This is a genomic window from Methylobacterium sp. Leaf123 (assembly GCF_001423405.1).
In the GTDB taxonomy this organism is placed as follows: domain Bacteria; phylum Pseudomonadota; class Alphaproteobacteria; order Rhizobiales; family Beijerinckiaceae; genus Methylobacterium.
The window spans coordinates 386,972-402,356 of sequence record NZ_LMNS01000001.1 but is presented as its reverse complement, the minus strand read 5'-3'; the positions used below and the strand labels follow the sequence as shown (position 1 = coordinate 402,356).

Sequence of the window (15,385 nt, the reverse complement as noted above, 5' to 3'; positions counted from 1 at the left end):
GGCGCATATCGACAAAACCGCGGGATTCCGCGAAGGCCTCTATCAATAGAGCCGGCTCAACGTCTTGATCTTGAGCCGCAAAGTCGCCTCAGAACCACAACAACCCGTGGATCGTTTGATTTCCTGAAGTGCCCCGCCTAGCTTGATCACCTCGAAAATTGGAAGAGGTCGAAGGTATGGTCGGTTGGCTTCTCGGCAAGCTGAAATGGCTTACGGTTCTCTGCGCGATCGGCGGACCGATCTTGGCTTTCGCCTGCTGGCAGGACGGCCATCGTCGGCGGGATGTGATGGCCATGGGCATCGAGAGCGAGGCGACGATCGACAGCGCGACACGGGTCAAGCGCCGCCGGGGCGGAACGAATTACAAGCTCGACCTAAGCTGGATGGATCGCGGCGGCCTGCGGCGGAAGGTCGAAGGGGTTTCGATCTCGCATGCGCTTGCCGGCCAGATCATCGTCGACAACCAATTGGCCATCGACAGCCTGCCGATCAAATACATCGCCGGGGAAGCGGGATCACTGAACGCAGGTGACAACGTCATCATCTTGGATGACACCGCGCATCAGGAGCGGACCGACCGGGAACTCGTCTATGCCGGCCTGGGCGCGGGCGTCGTCGGCCTGATCGGCGCGGCGCTGTTCTTCCTGCCTCGGCGCCGTCGGCGCGACGCGGTTGCGGCCTGAGCGATCACCTGGCCCGACGCCGCGTGGTCAGCTCACCGGGGGCGACGGATCGCGGGTGGCCCGCTCGGCCTCGACCAGCACGTCGAAGGCGCGCCACGGCTTCGGGATGAAGACCGCCCCTTCCGGCAAGGCCGCGCCGTGCTCCGGTTCGACGCCGGAGGTCACGACCAGCCGGGTGCGTGGCCAGAGGGTGGCGATGGCCCGGGCGAGCTGAAGCCCATCCATCGCCCCCGCGAGGCGGATATCGGCGAAAACCAGGGCGACGTCGCCGCCTCTTTCCTGCAGGACGCTCAAGGCACGCTCGGCGCTGTCGCAGCCGATCACGCGCATCTCGGTCTCTTCCAGCACGCTTTCGGCCAGTTCGCGGGTGTCGCGCTCGTCCTCGACCACGAGGGCGATGCGGGCATCCGGACGCTCGATCTTGGCAGGCGCGGCGCGCTCGGCGTGATCGACCCGCCGAACCAGGGCGGCGAGATGGTCGGGAATGCCTTCCGCGACGAGGTTGTCGTAGCAGGAGGCGAGCGCCTGCCCGATCTGATCGAGTTTCATGCTCGGCAGAAGCGGATTATCGGCAGGCCCTCGATGCGATCGGTTTCGAAACGTGTCGTTCAAGGCGAAACGATCCTCCCCTGCGCGTCCGGGCCGCACCACAACACAACAAAGCGGGCGGGTGCCGCTCAGTTGCGTCGGAGGAAGATTTTCACCGTCGCGGGCTCGCCGCGCGGCGGGCGGCCGCACTGCTACTGAACGGCCTCGGCATCGGCGACCGCAACGAGGCCGGCCACGGTGCGGACGTCGCGATAGCGGTCGCCGCGGGCGTTCATCATGGCCTCGAACTTCTGGTGCACCTGCGCGACCGAGAGGCTCGCGGGCTTGCGGTGACGGCCCCTTCCGGTGGTGCCGGCAAAGAAGATCGACCGGTTGGACCGGGCCGGGCCGGGCAGCAGGGTCGCGGCGGCGGCGGTCGGCTTGTCGACGACCTGGGACAGGAAGCTCTCGGCGTCGTCCGGGCCGAGGAAGTGCGCGAGGTAGACCTCGCCGAGGGTCAGCTCGCGGCCGATCTTCAGGGCGATGCGCCCGGCGTCGCGCTTCAGCATCTCGCCGGCCATGACGGCCGAGAGGTAGGGGTCGCGGCGCAGGTCGAGGATGCGGGAGCGCTCGGCCTGATCCTGAATCGAAGGCCGGTCGTTGCCGTCCGGGACGATCAGGCTGGCTTCCTTCTCGTACCCGTATCGGGGCCCGAAATCGCGGATCACGCCGAGCCAGGTGCGCTCGATGAACTGGAACAGGCCGGTGGCCGAGGAGGTCTTGGCCTGGACGGCGGTGATGAAGCTCGATTCCTTGTCGGCCACCGCCATGAGCAGGACCGGATCGGTCTGGACCGCCTGAGCCGCCTTGACGATCGTCTGGACGAGGTGGCGGCGGATCTTCATCGGCCCGAATTCGAGGATGTCGTTCGGGTCGCCGGTCGAGGTCTGCGAGAGCAGGAAGTCATAGGAGACGCGATCAACCGTGTTGGCGCCGAGTTCCGTGTCGAGATCGCCGACGGGGTGGAAGCTGTCGGAGGCGGCCAGCACGCTCGGCACCGGCATCTCCGGCGCGAGCGCCTGAAGGCGCGGCTTCGGCATGGCGAGGTCGGAGACCTTGGTCGAGGCCTCGGCCCGCCCGAAATCCGTGCCGGCATTGAGCAGAACCGCGCTCAGCCCCCCGGCGAGCAGGGTCATCGAGAGGATGGAGCGGACCAGAGCCGTGCGGCTGCCATGGTCACGTCCCGTCCGGGAATTGAGGGTGATGGCGTCGGAAGACGGGGTGGGACGCCCGCTCTTGCGCGGCGCGTGAGAGGAAATCTTGGTGGTCCGCGTCAATCCGATCGAACGGCCCTGCATCGTTGTCGTCGCTCACTCTTCGTGATGGCGCCAGCGGCGTATGGGCAACAGTTACGTCGCCGGATGTGGCGCAAACACGGCCGAGGTTGTGGCATCCCCAAGGCAGTGCGGGGCAATTTGCGGGCAAGCTGAGCCGTTTGGGGCGTTATCCCCGGACTTGTCCCCACCGAACGCGCGCGGGAGAGCCCGGTCATTTGCAGCGATCATCGCGGATCGATGCCATCGGATGATCGCGACGACCGGGGCGCAACGCCTCCTCATTTTAGAAATTTATCGCTTTATCGAGAATTATAAGTCCGAATGTTCGGATCCTCTTCGGATTTAAAAACTATTCACCACTTCGCATTTCTTATGAATCGAGCGTCTTCGACACCACAGGCAAAACGACCGCCCTTTAACTCTGCGTACTGATTTACCCACGCAATAAAATTGCCGCCAGACCGGGGTTACGCATGCCAAAAATTTCACTCAGCGTTCGAGCATCCCTTGGGTGCCTCTTCGCAGCGATGCTTATCGTCTCCATACTTCAGGGTGCCGCTGCCTATTGCAAAATCAACAGCATCTCTAAGGTCACGAACGATCTTTTAGGAAATACCATTCCGTCCATCAATGAAGCCCATGCTATCAACGCGCTCATTCTGCGGACCCGTCTCTGGCAGGCGCGCTACATGACGCCCGAGGATGAGGCGTCGAAGGAACAGAGCAGAAGCAAAATTGTCGAGTTCGCAGCCGAACGCGACACACGGGTTGCCGCATACCAATCCCTTGTCGCCACTCCGGACGAGCAGCAGACGTATGACGAGCTGAAATCGAAACTTGATCTTCTGAGAGCCGATGGCGAACGCCTTCGCGCGTTTCCGAAAGAGCGCTACGAAGAGGCCATGGCGTTCTTCCGCGGGTCGATGTACGCGAACTACCTTGCCGTCTCCGCTGCAGCCCGCAAGCTCGTCGACATCAATATTGTGGGCAGCAAGAAGGCCGATGCCGCCGTCCGGTCGGAGCAGGCTTCGGCGATGCAGAACACGCTGCTCATGCTCTGCCTTACCGTCTTCATCGCCCTGTGCGCGATGACCTTCTGCTTCCTGGGCGTGTCGCGCCCGATCGAGCGGATGACCGGGGCGATGCGGCGCTTGGCCGGCGGCGATGCAGCCTCCGAGATCCCCTATGGCAGCCGCCGGGACGAGATCGGTGCGATGGCGGGTGCCGTACAGGTGTTCCGCGACAACCTCATTCGAACCCGCCAGCTCGAAGAGGAGACCGCGCTTGCGCGCGCCTCGGCCGAGGAGCAGCGCAAGGCCGGCATGCGGCAGATGGCCGACGGGTTCGAGGCCGCGGTCGGCGGTATCGTCGGCATGGTCTCCGCGGCAGCCAGCGAGTTGCAGGCCACGGCTCAGAGCATGAGCGCCACCGCCGGACAGACGGCCGCCCAGTCCACAAGCGTGGCAGCAGCGGCCGAGCAGGCTGCGGCCAACGTCAACACCGTGGCGGCGGCCGCCGAGGAACTCGGCTCGTCGGTGGCCGAGATCAGCCGGCAGGTCTCGGGTTCGGCCGATCTGGCGCAAGCCGCGGTCGCCGAAGCCAACGCCACGGCCGGGCTCGTGCAGGATCTGGCCCAATCCGCCAGCCGCATCGGCGACGTGGTGGCGCTGATCTCGCAGATCGCGGGGCAAACGAACCTCTTGGCGCTCAACGCCACCATCGAGGCGGCGCGCGCCGGCGAGGCGGGACGCGGCTTCGCGGTCGTCGCCGCCGAGGTGAAGGCGCTGGCCGATCAGACAGCGCGGGCGACCGAAGAGATCTCGACCCAGATCGGCCGGATCCAGGGCTCGACGGATCAGGCGGTGGGAGCGATCGGCGGGATCGGCACCCGCATCCGCGAGATCGCGGGCGTCGCGGCCTCGATCGCGACGGCGGTGGAGGAGCAGGGTGCGGCAACCCAGGAGATCGTGCGCAACGTTGCCCAGGCATCCACCGGTACGGGCGAAGTGACGACGAACATCGCGGGCGTGGCGGGTGCGGCCGAGGAGACGGGGGCAGCCGCCGCGCAGGTGCTGGCCTCGGCCTCCGAGCTGTCGCGCCAGTCCGAGCACCTCAACGCCGAGGTCGGGCACTTCCTCGCCACGGTGCGCGCCGCCTGACCGCGCCGGACGCGGACGCCACGCGATGGCCCTCGCTCGCGAGCGGGGGCTTGTCATGCTCCGCGGGCAGCCAACGGCCGAACGGATCGAGCCCCGGCTCCGATCCATTCGGAATTACAACCGCCGGAGCGCCACGCTCTCGATGCGATGGCTCGGCCCCTTGGCCAGGATCAGGCCCGCCCGCTGCCGCGTGGGCAGGATGTTGTCGCGCAGGTTCGGCAGGTTGATCGTCGTCCAGAGCCGGTCGGCGATCTCCAGCGCCTCGGTCTCGGTGACCTCGGCGTATTTGCGGAAATAGGAGAGCGGATCGCGGAAGGCGGTCTGGCGCAGGCGCAGGAAGCGGTTGACGTACCAGCGGTGCAGGTCGTCCTCATGCCCATCGAGATAGATCGAGAAGTCGAAGAAGTCGGAGACGAAGGGGATCGCGGTGCCGTCCCGCGGGAGGCGCGCCGGCTGGAGGACGTTCAGGCCCTCGACGATGAGGATATCGGGCGATTCGATCACCTGCTCCTCGCCGGGCACCACATCGTAGACGAGGTGGGAATAGACCGGGGCGGCGACGCGCCTGTGCCCGGCCTTGATGTCGGCAAGGAACCGCAGAAGCGCCGCGCTGTCGTAGCTCTCGGGAAAACCCTTCCGCTCCATCGCGCCCATCCGCTGCAATTCGGCGTTGGGGTGAAGGAAGCCGTCGGTCGTGATGAGATCGACCTTCGGCGTGTTGGGCCAGCGGGCGAGCAGCGCCTTCAGCACCCGCGCCGTGGTCGATTTACCGACCGCCACCGAGCCGGCCAGGCCGATGATGTAGGGCACCTTGGTGTCGTGGTCGGCGAGCAGGAAGCGCTGCGTCGCCTTGAACAGCCCCTGGGTTGCCGCAACGTAGAGCGAGAGCAGGCGGGAGAGCGGCAGGTAGATCGCCACGACCTCTTCGATCGAGATCGGGTCGTTGAGCGATTGCAGGCGGCCGATATCCTCGGCGCTCAGGGTCAGCGGGGCATCGGCGCGCAGTTGCGCCCATTCGTCCCGCGAAAAGATCCGATAGGGCGAGAGGCGGCCCGGCCCCTGGCCGGTCACCGGATTCTGGCGCTCTTCCGGTTCGATCCCTGCCGACGGGATCGGGGCGCCGATCATGTGTGCCTCCGCGCCGCCTTCTCGGCGAGCCCGCTCTGAGCGGTGCGCCGGCCCAGCTCCGTCATCACGTCGTCGAGGGGCACACCCGCCGCCTTCAACGTCACGACGAGGTGGTAGAGCACGTCCGCCGCCTCCGAGACGAGCGCCTTGGGGTCGCCCTGCACCGCGGCGATGACGGCCTCGACCGCCTCCTCGCCGAGCTTCTTGGCGGCCTTGGCCGGCCCCTCGGAGAGAAGCTTTGCGGTGTAGGAGGTCTCGGGGGGCGTGCCGGCTCGGCTGTCCACGAGGGCGGCGAGGTCGTCGAGGCTGAACTTCGTCATAAGGCGCGCAAGCGGAAACCGTATCATGCGGCACCGCCTGATCGGATACCGGCATTTTAAACCCTGCGCAGGCTCACGCGCCCGGTCAAGGGGCGCCGGCACACACCCACCGGTTACCCGTTACGGATCGAGCCGCATCGCAAGTCCGGCGGCGGCCATGTGGGCCTTCGCCTCGCCGACCGTGTGGTGGCCGAAATGGAAGATCGAGGCGGCCAGCACTGCGCTCGCTCCACCGTCGCGGACGCCCGCCACGAGGTCGTCGAGCCCGCCGACACCGCCGGAGGCGATCACCGGCACCCGCACCGCGTCGGCGATGGCGCGGGTGAGCGCGAGGTCGTAGCCGGAGCGGGTGCCGTCCTTGTCCATGGAGGTGACGAGGAGTTCGCCCGCGCCCCGCTCGGAGACCGTGCGGGCGAATTCGACCGCATCGATCCCGGTCGGGTTGCGGCCGCCATGGGTGAAGATTTCCCAGCGCGCGGCCTCGTCCGGGCCAGAGACGCGCTTGGCGTCGATCGCCACGACGATGCACTGATCGCCGAACTTCTCCGCCGCCTCGGCGACGAAGTCGGGGTTCTTCACGGCGGCGGTGTTGATGCCGACCTTGTCGGCCCCCGCGAGCAGGAGCGTGCGCACATCGGCCACGGTGCGCACCCCGCCACCGACGGTGAGCGGCATGAAGCAGGCCTCCGCTGTGCGGCTCACCACGTCGAGCAGGGTGCCGCGCGCCTCGTGGCTCGCGGTGATGTCGAGGAAGCAGAGTTCGTCGGCGCCGGCCGCATCGTAGGCCTTGGCCGATTCCACCGGATCGCCGGCATCGCGCAGTTCGAGGAACTGCACGCCCTTCACGACGCGCCCGTCCTTCACGTCGAGGCAGGGGATGATGCGGGTCTTGAGCACGCGGGAATGCCTTCAGGCTGTCGGGGCCGGCGGTCGGAGGGTCGCGATCACGCGGCGCTCCCCGTGTCACGGCCCTTGGCACGGGCGATGGCGGCGAGCGCCTCCTTCGGGTCGATCCGCCCGTCGTAGAGGGCGCGGCCGGTGATGGCGCCGGCCAGCACGGCGCAGTCTGGCTCCAGCAACCGCTCGACATCGGCGATCGAGGCGAGGCCGCCCGAGGCGATGACCGGGATGCTGACCGCCGAGGCGAGCGCCAGCGTCATCTCGATGTTGAGGCCCTTGAGGATGCCGTCGCGGGCGATGTCGGTATAGATGATGGCGGCCACACCGGCATCCTCGAAGCGGCGTCCGAGTTCTTCCGCCGTCATGCTGGAAGTCTGGGCCCAGCCCTCCACCGCCACACGGCCGTCCTTGGCGTCGATGCCGACGGCGATGCGGCCGGGATGGCGGCGGGCCGCCTCGCGGACGAAGGCGGGGTCACGCACGGCGGCCGTGCCGATGATGACGCGGCTCACACCCTTTTCCAGCCAGCCTTCGAGGGTGCGCATCTCGCGCACGCCGCCGCCGAGTTGCACCGGCAGGGTCACGCGCGCCAGGATCGCATCGACCGCCGCGGCGTTGCGCGGCTCCCCGGCGAAGGCACCGTCGAGATCGACCACGTGGAGCCAGGAGAAGCCCTGCGCCTCGAAGGCCGCTCCCTGCGCGGCGGGATCGTCGTTGAAGACCTTGGCCTGGGCCATGTCGCCTTGCACGAGGCGGACGCAGCGCCCTTCCTTGAGGTCGATGGCCGGATACAGAATCACGCGTCAACTCGCGAATACGATGGGTCGGACAAAGGCGGCCCTCAGGGGCGCCAGCGCAGGAAGTTGCCGAGGAGCGCGAGACCGAGGCGCTGGCTCTTCTCGGGGTGGAATTGGGTGCCGGCCATGTTGTCATGCGCGACCATGGCCGTGACGGGCCCGCCATACTCGGCATGGGCGACCACGTCCGCCGACTCGGCGGCCTTCAGCGCGAAGCTGTGGACGAAGTAGGCGTGGAGCCCGCCCTCCCCGATTTCGATCTCGCGCAGCAACGTGTGCTCGCGGTCGAGATGCAGGGTGTTCCAGCCCATATGCGGGATCTTGAGCGCCGGGTCGGCCGGCTCGATCGGGGCGACATCGCCGGGAATCCAGTTCAGGCCCGCGGTCTCCTCGTATTCGAGGCCGCGGCTCGCCATGAGCTGCATGCCGACGCAGATGCCGAGGAACGGCTTGCCCTGCACCCGGACCGCCTCGGTCATGGCCTCGACCATGCCAGGCACCGCATCGAGGCCGCGGCGGCAATCGGCATAGGCGCCGACACCGGGCAGCACCACGCGGTCGGCCCCGGCCACGGCTTCCGGCACGTCGGTGACGACGATGCGGGTGCCGTCGAGCCCGGCCTCGCGCGCCGCGCGCTCGAAGGCCTTGGCCGCCGAGTGGAGATTGCCCGATCCGTAATCGATGATCGCGACGGTCTGCTCGCTCACCGTCCACCCTCGCTCGCGGGGAAAAGGCCGATCACCCCGTCATCGCCGCGGCGATGCGCCGGGCGGTTCACGGCCGTCGTGGAGAAACCCATCGTGGCGACGCCCGGACCCGACTCGGCATCGAGCCAGCGGGCGGCGGCCTTCAGTTCGGCCTCCTCCTGCGAGCCCGCCATCACCGCATCCTGGGCGGGCTTGCCCCGGCGGCCATAGGTCCAGCGGCGCAGGCTCGACGCCTCCATGCCGATCAGCAGGCTCACCAGCCCCGTCACGATGAGCGCGGCGAAGGGCGAGAGGCCGAGCGCCCGCCCCGCCAGCGCCAGCCCGACGAGCCCCACCAGCACGAGGAGCGCCGCGAGCCAGAGGCGGTGGCGCAGGAACCACAGCACCGTGAAGGCGAAGGCGCTCCATGAAAAGCCGTCGCGCACGAGGTGCGCCTGTTCCAGCGCCCGCGGGTCACCCCGAACCGAGCCCTCGGGAACGTGCAGCGTGTAGGTCCGCATTCTCGCTCCTCCTCAAATGGTCTCAGAGCGATCCCTTGGTGGAGGGAACGCGGCCTTCTTCACGCGGGTCGATGGCGACGGCCTTCCGCAAGCTCCGGGCCAGCCCCTTGAAGACGCTCTCGGCAATATGGTGCGCGTTCTCGCCGTAGAGAGTCTCGACGTGCAGCGTGATGCCGGCATTCATCGCGAAGGCCTGGAAGAACTCCCGCACCAGCTCGGTGTCGAACTGGCCGATCTTCTCGACGCGGAAGCTCGTGCGGAACACGAGGAACGGACGGCCGGAAATGTCGATCGCGATCCGGCTCAGCGTCTCGTCCATCGGCAGGTGGATGTCGGCGTAGCGGGCGATGCCGCGCTTGTCGCCGAGCGCCTGGGCCACCGCCTGGCCCAGCGCGATGCCGGTATCCTCGGTGGTGTGGTGCTGATCGACATGCAGGTCGCCCGCGACCTTGACCGTCACGTCGAACAGGCCGTGCCGGGCGAACAGCTCCAGCATATGGTCGAGGAAGCCGACCCCGGTCGCGATCGTGGCCTTACCGGTGCCGTCGAGATCGATCGAGACGGATACGTCGGTCTCTGCCGTGCGGCGGCTGATGCTGGCTGTACGCATCGGATACGGGCGTCTGATCCTGGAACGGGCAGCGGGCCTTCAGCGGCCGGCCGGGCCTGCCTTGTAGTGTGGTTTTGCCCGGCGGGGGAAGGGTCTTGAACGGTCTTGCTTGAGCCGCTTGGCGGCGATCCCGAGTGAACCGCCCCCGCGAAGGCGCTCGGCGTCATCCGCCGGTCATGCCGGCGCGCCAGCCTGCCGGGCTCACCGATGCCGAGTAGCTGCCATGCTGTCCCGCCGTTCCGTCCTCGCCGCCAGCGCCGCGCTCCTTGCTTCCCGCGCCGGAGCCGCCGAGGGGCCGCTGCGCTTCGGCGTGATCGCCGACCCGCAATATGCCGAGGCGCCGCCCAACCTCACGCTCGGCCGCTATTATGCCAACAGCCTCGACAAGATGCGCGCGGCGGTCGCCACCCTGAACGGGGAGGATCTGCGCTTTGTCGTGACGCTCGGCGACATCATCGACCGCGACGTGGCGAGCTACGACCGGATCCTGCCGATCTACCGGACGCTGCGCCACGAGACCCGGTTCCTGCTCGGCAACCATGATTTCCAGGTGGCGCCCGAACATCGCGGGCGGGTGGCCGGCCTGCTCGGCATGGAGGGCCCTTACTATGACTTCGCGGTCGCCGGCATCCGCTTCATCGTGCTCGACGGCAACGACGTCTCGCTGTTCGCGCCGCCATCGGACGATCCGCGCCGGACGCTGGCGGCGGAGCGCCTGGCGCAGGCCGAGGCGGCGGGGCTCGTCAACGCCAAGCCCTGGAACGGGTCTCTCAGCGAGTCACAATTCGCGTGGCTGGAGCGCAGGCTGACGGCGGCGCGGACGGCCGGCGAGCGGGTCGTCGTGCTCAACCATTACCCGATCGCGCCCGACAACCCCCACAATCTCTGGGATGCCGGCCGGATCACCGGACTGCTCGCGGGGCAGCCGCACGTCATCGCCTATTTCAACGGCCACAATCACGCGGGCAACTACGCCGAGCGTGACGGAATCCACTACGTCAACTTTCACGGCATGGTAGACACGCCGGACAGCTCGGCCTTTGCCGTGGTGGAGATTGCGGGCAACCGACTGGAAATCCGCGGGTTCGGCCGTGAGCCGAGCCGCTCACTGACCCTCAAGACCGCCTGAGGACGCCCGTGCTCCGACGGCTCGGAGCACCATCCATGCGTTTCCTCGCCGCCGCCGTTCTCGTGTCGCTCACCGCATCGCCTGCCCTGGCGGCCTTCCCCTGCGACGAGCTGTGGGGCGAGCGCAACGGGATCTACAAGGATGCGGGCTATTGCTTCCGCACCGAGCGGGCAATCCGCGCCTTCGGCAATTCCGGCTGCAAATACGATGCGCTGGCCGACGTGCCGCTCTCCGCCCGCCAGCGCGCCGACATCGCCGATATCCAGCGCCAGGAACGCGAGAACGGCTGCGCGCGCTGAACTCTTTTGAAGTCGCAGGCCATTACGGCGAGCGCCTCCCTCTTCCCGCATACGGAGAGAGGAAGGCGCGTCGTCGATGGATGCGGCAGGCTGCGGTCAGCCGTTCAGCACACGCCCGGCCACTGCGTCGAGCTTGGCCAACAGGGCGGGGTCGCGGTGCGCAGGCGCTGTCATGATCGCGCCGTCCAGCGCCCGATGCGAGCCCGCCGGGCAATCCTCGCGCTCTTCGGGGAAGTCGCGGGCGACGCGGGAGACGAGCTGGGCCGCCTTGTCGGCATTGGCGCGGGCGACGGCGATCACCGAGGCCACGTCCACGCTGTCATGGCTCGGATGCCAGCAATCGTAATCCGTCACCATGGCGATGGTCGCGTAGGTGATCTCGGCCTCGCGGGCGAGCTTGGCTTCCGGCATGTTGGTCATGCCGATGACGTCGAAATTCGCGGCCTTGTAGTGCTTCGACTCGGCCATGGAGGAGAATTGCGGCCCCTCCATGCAGACATAGGTGCCGCCCTTATGGACCGTGATGCCCTCGGCTTCCGCCGCGGCGGCGATGCGCCTCTGCAGCAGCGGCCCGACCGGGTGGGCGAAGGGCACGTGGGCGACGCAGCCATTGCCGAAGAACGAGGTCGCGCGGCCGAAGGTGCGGTCCACGAACTGATCGACCAGCACGAACAGGCCGGGATGCAGCTCGTTGCGGAATGAGCCGCAGGCCGAGAGCGACACGATGTCGGTCACGCCCGCGCGCTTCATCACGTCGATATTGGCGCGGTAGTTGATGCCAGTGGGCGAGAAGCGATGGCCGCGCCCGTGGCGGGCCAGGAACACCACCTTGGTCCCACCGATACGGCCGATGCGCAGCGCGTCGGAGGGCTCGCCCCAGGGCGACGTGATCGCCTCCTCGCGGACATCCTCGAGGCCGGGCAGGTCGTAGACGCCCGAGCCGCCGATCACGCCGAGAACCGCTGCCGTCATGCAAGAAACCCTTGTGTGTCGCCTGTCGCCAAGGCCGGACCGCACGCCGCGCCTCCGTTGCGCAACGCGTCGTAAATCCCGGTGATGACGTTTTGAATGCGCCCGAATCGGCTCGTCCGGCGATGCCGAACCTTTACCGTAGGCGTTCCCCGACACGCAAACGGGCCCGCGAGGGGCCCGTTCGTCGGTTCGATGGGGGGAGCGTTCGCTCAGTAGGTCTTGTGCAGCTCGGGCTGGAGGCCGTGCACCTCGCCGCCGACCTTCTTCCAGACCTGCTTCTTCACGTAGAACAGCAGACCCGCCAGGACGAAGAGGAACAGGATCACCCGAAGGCCCAGGGCCTTGCGGGCCATCATGTGCGGCTCGGCCGCCCAGGCCATGAAGGCCGACACGTCGCGCGAGTATTGGTCCGCCGTCTCCGGCACGACCGGCTCGCCCTTGTCGTTCTTCGGATAGGTGAGCTGGCCGTCGCTGAGCGGCGGCGGCATCGCGATCACGTGGCCGGGGTAGTATTTGTTGTAGTAGCCGCTGTCCGGCATCGTGAAGCCCTTCGGGGCCTCCTCGTAGCCGGTCAGGAGCGCGTGGATGTAATCGACGCCCTGCTCGGAATAGCCGGTGAAGGGCAGCGCATCGAACACGAAGAGCGGGAAGCCGCGCTCGTAGGTGCGCGCCTTGGCCAGAACCGAGAAGTCCGGCGGCGCCTTGCCGCCATTGGCCGCGGCCGCCGCCTTGTCGTTCGGGAAGGGCGACGGGAAGCGGTCGGCCGGACGCGCGGGACGCTCCTTCTCGGCGCCGGAATCGTCGAGTTCCTTGACGCTGTAGGTCTCGGCGAGCGCCTTGACCTGCCCTTCCGTGAAGCCGGGTCCGCCCGGCTCCGCGAGGTTGCGGAAGGCGACCAGCCGCATGGAGTGGCAGCTCGCGCAGACTTCCTTGTAGACTTGGAAGCCGCGCTGGAGCTGCGCCTGGTCGAACCGGCCGAACATGCCGGCGAAGCTCCACTTTTCCCGCGGCGGGTTGGTGCCGTGTCCGTCCTCGGCGAGAGCCGAGCCGGCACCGAGGGAGGCCGCGAGCAGGGTCGCGGCGAAGAGGCGTGCGATGCGCATCGTTGTTCTCTCCCTCGAGCCTTAGGCGCGCTTGGCCGGTTCGGCCGCAGCACCCGCGGGCATGCCGGACCCGCTCACCTGCTTGCCCGGACCGGTCACAGTCTCGAGGATCGAGCCCGGCAGGCGGTCAGGCGTCTCGAACAGGCCCACCAGCGGCATGACGATGAGGAAGTGGGCGAAGTAGTAGACGGTGCAGATCCGCGAGGCGAGGACGTAGCCGCCTTCCGGGGGCTTGGCGCCGAGCCAGCCCAGGATGATGGCGTTGACCAGGAACACCCAGAAGAACACCCGGTAGACCGGACGGTAGTTGCAGGAGCGGACCCGCGAGGTGTCGAGCCAGGGCGCGAAGGCCAGGATCAGCACCGCGCCGAACATCAGGATCACGCCGCCGAGCTTGTCCGGCACCGCACGCAGGATCGCGTAGAAGGGCAGGAAGTACCATTCCGGCACGATGTGCGCGGGCGTCACCGACGGGTTGGCCGGGACGTAGTTGTCGGCGTGGCCGAGATAGTTCGGCTGGTAGAAGATGAACCACGCGAACAGGATCATGAACACCACCACCGCGAACACGTCCTTGATGGTCGCGTAGGGGGTGAAGGGCACGGCGTCCTTGCTCGACTTGATCGGGATGCCGGCCGGGTTGTTCTGGCCCGTCACGTGCAGCGCCCAGACGTGGAGGACGACGACGCCGGCGATCATCCACGGCAGCAGGAAGTGCAGCGAGAAGAACCGGTTGATGGTCGGGTTGCCGACCGAGTAGCCGCCCCAGAGCAGGCTCTGGATCGTGTCGCCGACGACCGGAATTGCCGCCAGGATGTTGGTGATGACGGTGGCGCCCCAGAAGCTCATCTGGCCCCACGGCAGGGTGTAGCCGAGGAAGGCGGTGGCCATCATCAAGAGGTAGATGATGACGCCGAGCAGGTAGAGCACCTCACGCGGGGCCTTGTAGGACCCGTAATAGAGGTTGCGGAAGATGTGGACGTAGACCGCCACGAAGAACATCGACGCGCCGTTGGCGTGCGCGTAGCGCAAGAGCCAGCCGTAATTCACGTCGCGCATGATGTGCTCGACGCTCTCGAACGCGTTGCCCGCGCTCGGATCGTAATGCATCGCCAGCCAGACGCCGGTGATGATCTGGATGCCGAGGAAGGCGATCAGGATCGCGCCGAAGGTCCAGAAGTAGTTGAGGTTACGCGGAACCGGGAAGGCGACGAAGGACGAGTGCACCAGCCCGACCAGCGGCAGCCGTGACTCGAACCACTTCGCGAGGCGGCTCTTGGGTACGTAGGTCGAGGTCGCGTGTGCGCTGCTCATCGGTTTGCCCGCTCCGGCTTCTCGTGTCCTGTTGTCAGGCGACCGCCTTGCCGCCTTCTTCGCCGATCTTGATCTTGGTATCGGACTCGAAGGCGTAGGGCGGAATCGGCAGGTTGGTCGGCGCCGGGCCGCGGCGCACGCGGCCGACAGCGTCGAACTGCGAGCCGTGGCAGGGGCAGGACCAGCCCTCGTAATTGCCGGAATGACCGATCGGCACGCAGCCGAGATGGGTGCAGTTGCCGTAGCTCACGAGCCACTGATCGTGGCCCTTCTTCACCCGCGTGTCGAAGGCGGCCGGGTCGATCATCTCGGAGAGCGGCACGGCCTTCATGTCCGTGACTTCCTTCTCCGTGAGCTTGCGCACGAAGATCAGCTTACCGCGCCAGAACACGTTGACGATCTGGCCGTCCTGGATCGGGCTGAGATCCACGTCGAGCGGCGCGCCGGCCGCGACGGTGGCCGCGTCAGGCGCCATGGAGGCCACGAAGGGCCACGCCACCGCGCCGGCTCCGACGGCCAATCCCGCTCCTGTCGCGAGGAACAGGAAATCTCGCTTGGTGCCCTGAGGCCCTTCGTCCGCCAAGGTGGTCCTCCCGATCAGCCGCCGCACCGAGCCTTTCTGGGCAGCGCTCCGGCGATTTCGCCCGTGCGCACCTTGAAGGCTTTCAAATTCAAGAACTGACGCAACGGCAGACACCATCGCGCCGGGGCAATCAATGCGACCGTGGGTCACCGGATTACCGTTGGGTTCGGGCGGCTCTGTGACATGTCAGATGCGAACATGTCTAGACTGCTGCGCTTGAGCGCTGTGCAGTGCCGCAACGTTCCCTGCCGATCGTTACCCCGGCGCACCATCCGGGCTTTTCGGCTTCTGCTGGGGCCCGCCTCCGCACGGCGGC

17 protein-coding genes are annotated in these 15,385 nt (G+C 67.4%); 4 read left to right on the top strand and 13 right to left on the bottom strand.

All coding sequences use genetic code 11. The features are described from left to right. The first annotated feature begins 158 nt into the window (after positions 1–158). On the top strand, positions 159–683 hold the full coding sequence (locus ASF53_RS01635; protein WP_156635319.1) for a hypothetical protein: 525 nt from the start codon (positions 159–161) through the stop codon (positions 681–683). A 27-nt stretch (positions 684–710) separates the two neighbouring features. Here the strand turns inward: ASF53_RS01635 and ASF53_RS01630 are convergent, their stop codons facing one another. Together ASF53_RS01630 and ASF53_RS01625 are read right to left on the bottom strand one after the other, a co-directional pair. Beyond that, positions 711–1,232 carry a response regulator gene (locus tag ASF53_RS01630; protein WP_056192768.1) on the bottom strand — a complete coding sequence of 174 codons (522 nt, stop codon included), beginning with the start codon at positions 1,230–1,232 and terminating at the stop codon, positions 711–713. 191 nt (positions 1,233–1,423) lie between these two features. Further along, a complete protein-coding gene (locus ASF53_RS01625; protein ID WP_056192765.1) occupies positions 1,424–2,569 on the bottom strand; it encodes a transglycosylase SLT domain-containing protein in 1,146 nt (381 codons plus the stop codon). A gap of 452 nt (positions 2,570–3,021) precedes the next feature. Between ASF53_RS01625 and ASF53_RS01620 the strand changes: the two genes are divergently transcribed. Continuing rightward, positions 3,022–4,707 (top strand): HAMP domain-containing methyl-accepting chemotaxis protein, encoded by a 1,686-nt coding sequence (locus ASF53_RS01620; protein WP_082482275.1) that lies wholly within the window; start codon positions 3,022–3,024, stop codon positions 4,705–4,707. Positions 4,708–4,821: 114 nt separating this feature from the next. Here the strand turns inward: ASF53_RS01620 and coaA are convergent, their stop codons facing one another. The 7 genes from coaA to hisB all read right to left on the bottom strand — a co-directional run bounded on the left by coaA (position 4,822) and on the right by hisB (position 9,669). Next, positions 4,822–5,835, bottom strand: coding sequence for a type I pantothenate kinase (gene coaA, locus ASF53_RS01615; RefSeq protein ID WP_056192762.1), 1,014 nt, complete (start codon positions 5,833–5,835; stop codon positions 4,822–4,824). Further along, entirely contained in the window at positions 5,832–6,155 is a 324-nt protein-coding gene (locus ASF53_RS01610) for a phosphoribosyl-ATP diphosphatase (protein ID WP_056192759.1), read from the bottom strand. Before ASF53_RS01610 ends, coaA begins: the two co-directional genes overlap by 4 nt. 120 nt (positions 6,156–6,275) lie before the next feature. Continuing rightward, positions 6,276–7,052 (bottom strand): imidazole glycerol phosphate synthase subunit HisF, encoded by a 777-nt coding sequence (hisF, locus tag ASF53_RS01605; RefSeq protein WP_056192755.1) that lies wholly within the window; start codon positions 7,050–7,052, stop codon positions 6,276–6,278. A 47-nt stretch (positions 7,053–7,099) separates the two neighbouring features. After that, positions 7,100–7,855: a 1-(5-phosphoribosyl)-5-[(5-phosphoribosylamino)methylideneamino]imidazole-4-carboxamide isomerase gene (hisA, locus tag ASF53_RS01600; RefSeq protein WP_056192752.1), complete on the bottom strand. Its 756-nt coding sequence runs from the start codon at positions 7,853–7,855 to the stop codon at positions 7,100–7,102. A 41-nt stretch (positions 7,856–7,896) separates the two neighbouring features. Beyond that, a complete protein-coding gene (hisH, locus tag ASF53_RS01595; RefSeq protein WP_056192749.1) occupies positions 7,897–8,559 on the bottom strand; it encodes an imidazole glycerol phosphate synthase subunit HisH in 663 nt (220 codons plus the stop codon). Further along, positions 8,556–9,059 carry a DUF2628 domain-containing protein gene (locus ASF53_RS01590; protein ID WP_056192746.1) on the bottom strand — a complete coding sequence of 168 codons (504 nt, stop codon included), beginning with the start codon at positions 9,057–9,059 and terminating at the stop codon, positions 8,556–8,558. The genes hisH and ASF53_RS01590 overlap by 4 nt, the downstream gene beginning before the upstream one ends. Positions 9,060–9,081: 22 nt before the next feature. Then, positions 9,082–9,669, bottom strand: a complete 588-nt coding sequence (gene hisB, locus ASF53_RS01585; protein ID WP_056192744.1) for an imidazoleglycerol-phosphate dehydratase HisB — start codon at positions 9,667–9,669, stop codon at positions 9,082–9,084. 223 nt (positions 9,670–9,892) lie between these two features. Between hisB and ASF53_RS01580 the strand changes: the two genes are divergently transcribed. Further along, positions 9,893–10,798, top strand: a complete 906-nt coding sequence (locus tag ASF53_RS01580) for a metallophosphoesterase (protein WP_056192741.1) — start codon at positions 9,893–9,895, stop codon at positions 10,796–10,798. A 35-nt stretch (positions 10,799–10,833) separates the two neighbouring features. After that, the gene (locus ASF53_RS01575) at positions 10,834–11,097 is read left to right on the top strand and encodes a YARHG domain-containing protein (protein WP_056192737.1); all 264 of its coding nucleotides are present in this window, start codon (positions 10,834–10,836) and stop codon (positions 11,095–11,097) included. A gap of 96 nt (positions 11,098–11,193) precedes the next feature. Here ASF53_RS01575 and ASF53_RS01570 read toward each other — a convergent pair whose 3' ends face one another. The 4 genes from ASF53_RS01570 to petA form a co-directional block, all read right to left on the bottom strand. After that, on the bottom strand, positions 11,194–12,069 hold the full coding sequence (locus ASF53_RS01570) for an S-methyl-5'-thioadenosine phosphorylase (protein WP_056192735.1): 876 nt from the start codon (positions 12,067–12,069) through the stop codon (positions 11,194–11,196). A gap of 209 nt (positions 12,070–12,278) precedes the next feature. Further along, positions 12,279–13,172 (bottom strand): cytochrome c1, encoded by an 894-nt coding sequence (locus tag ASF53_RS01565; RefSeq protein WP_056192732.1) that lies wholly within the window; start codon positions 13,170–13,172, stop codon positions 12,279–12,281. A 21-nt stretch (positions 13,173–13,193) separates the two neighbouring features. After that, positions 13,194–14,486: a cytochrome b gene (locus tag ASF53_RS01560; protein ID WP_056192730.1), complete on the bottom strand. Its 1,293-nt coding sequence runs from the start codon at positions 14,484–14,486 to the stop codon at positions 13,194–13,196. Positions 14,487–14,520: 34 nt separating this feature from the next. Further along, complete coding sequence (gene petA, locus ASF53_RS01555; protein ID WP_012253951.1) at positions 14,521–15,069, bottom strand: ubiquinol-cytochrome c reductase iron-sulfur subunit; 549 nt, start codon at positions 15,067–15,069, stop codon at positions 14,521–14,523. Positions 15,070–15,385: the final 316 nt, after the last annotated feature.

Bases quoted from the DNA above. Each gene is read 5' to 3' on its own strand.
- ASF53_RS01590 (WP_056192746.1), bottom strand. From the start codon at position 9,059: ATGCGGACCTACACGCTGCACGTTCCCGAGGGCTCGGTTCGGGGTGAC.
- ASF53_RS01570 (WP_056192735.1), bottom strand. From the start codon at position 12,069: ATGACGGCAGCGGTTCTCGGCGTGATCGGCGGCTCGGGCGTCTACGAC.
- ASF53_RS01630 (WP_056192768.1), bottom strand. From the start codon at position 1,232: ATGAAACTCGATCAGATCGGGCAGGCGCTCGCCTCCTGCTACGACAAC.
- ASF53_RS01625 (WP_056192765.1), bottom strand. From the start codon at position 2,569: ATGCAGGGCCGTTCGATCGGATTGACGCGGACCACCAAGATTTCCTCT.
- ASF53_RS01620 (WP_082482275.1), top strand. From the start codon at position 3,022: ATGCCAAAAATTTCACTCAGCGTTCGAGCATCCCTTGGGTGCCTCTTC.
- coaA (WP_056192762.1), bottom strand. From the start codon at position 5,835: ATGATCGGCGCCCCGATCCCGTCGGCAGGGATCGAACCGGAAGAGCGC.
- ASF53_RS01610 (WP_056192759.1), bottom strand. From the start codon at position 6,155: ATGACGAAGTTCAGCCTCGACGACCTCGCCGCCCTCGTGGACAGCCGA.
- ASF53_RS01580 (WP_056192741.1), top strand. From the start codon at position 9,893: ATGCTGTCCCGCCGTTCCGTCCTCGCCGCCAGCGCCGCGCTCCTTGCT.
- ASF53_RS01560 (WP_056192730.1), bottom strand. From the start codon at position 14,486: ATGAGCAGCGCACACGCGACCTCGACCTACGTACCCAAGAGCCGCCTC.
- hisB (WP_056192744.1), bottom strand. From the start codon at position 9,669: ATGCGTACAGCCAGCATCAGCCGCCGCACGGCAGAGACCGACGTATCC.
- ASF53_RS01565 (WP_056192732.1), bottom strand. From the start codon at position 13,172: ATGCGCATCGCACGCCTCTTCGCCGCGACCCTGCTCGCGGCCTCCCTC.
- ASF53_RS01575 (WP_056192737.1), top strand. From the start codon at position 10,834: ATGCGTTTCCTCGCCGCCGCCGTTCTCGTGTCGCTCACCGCATCGCCT.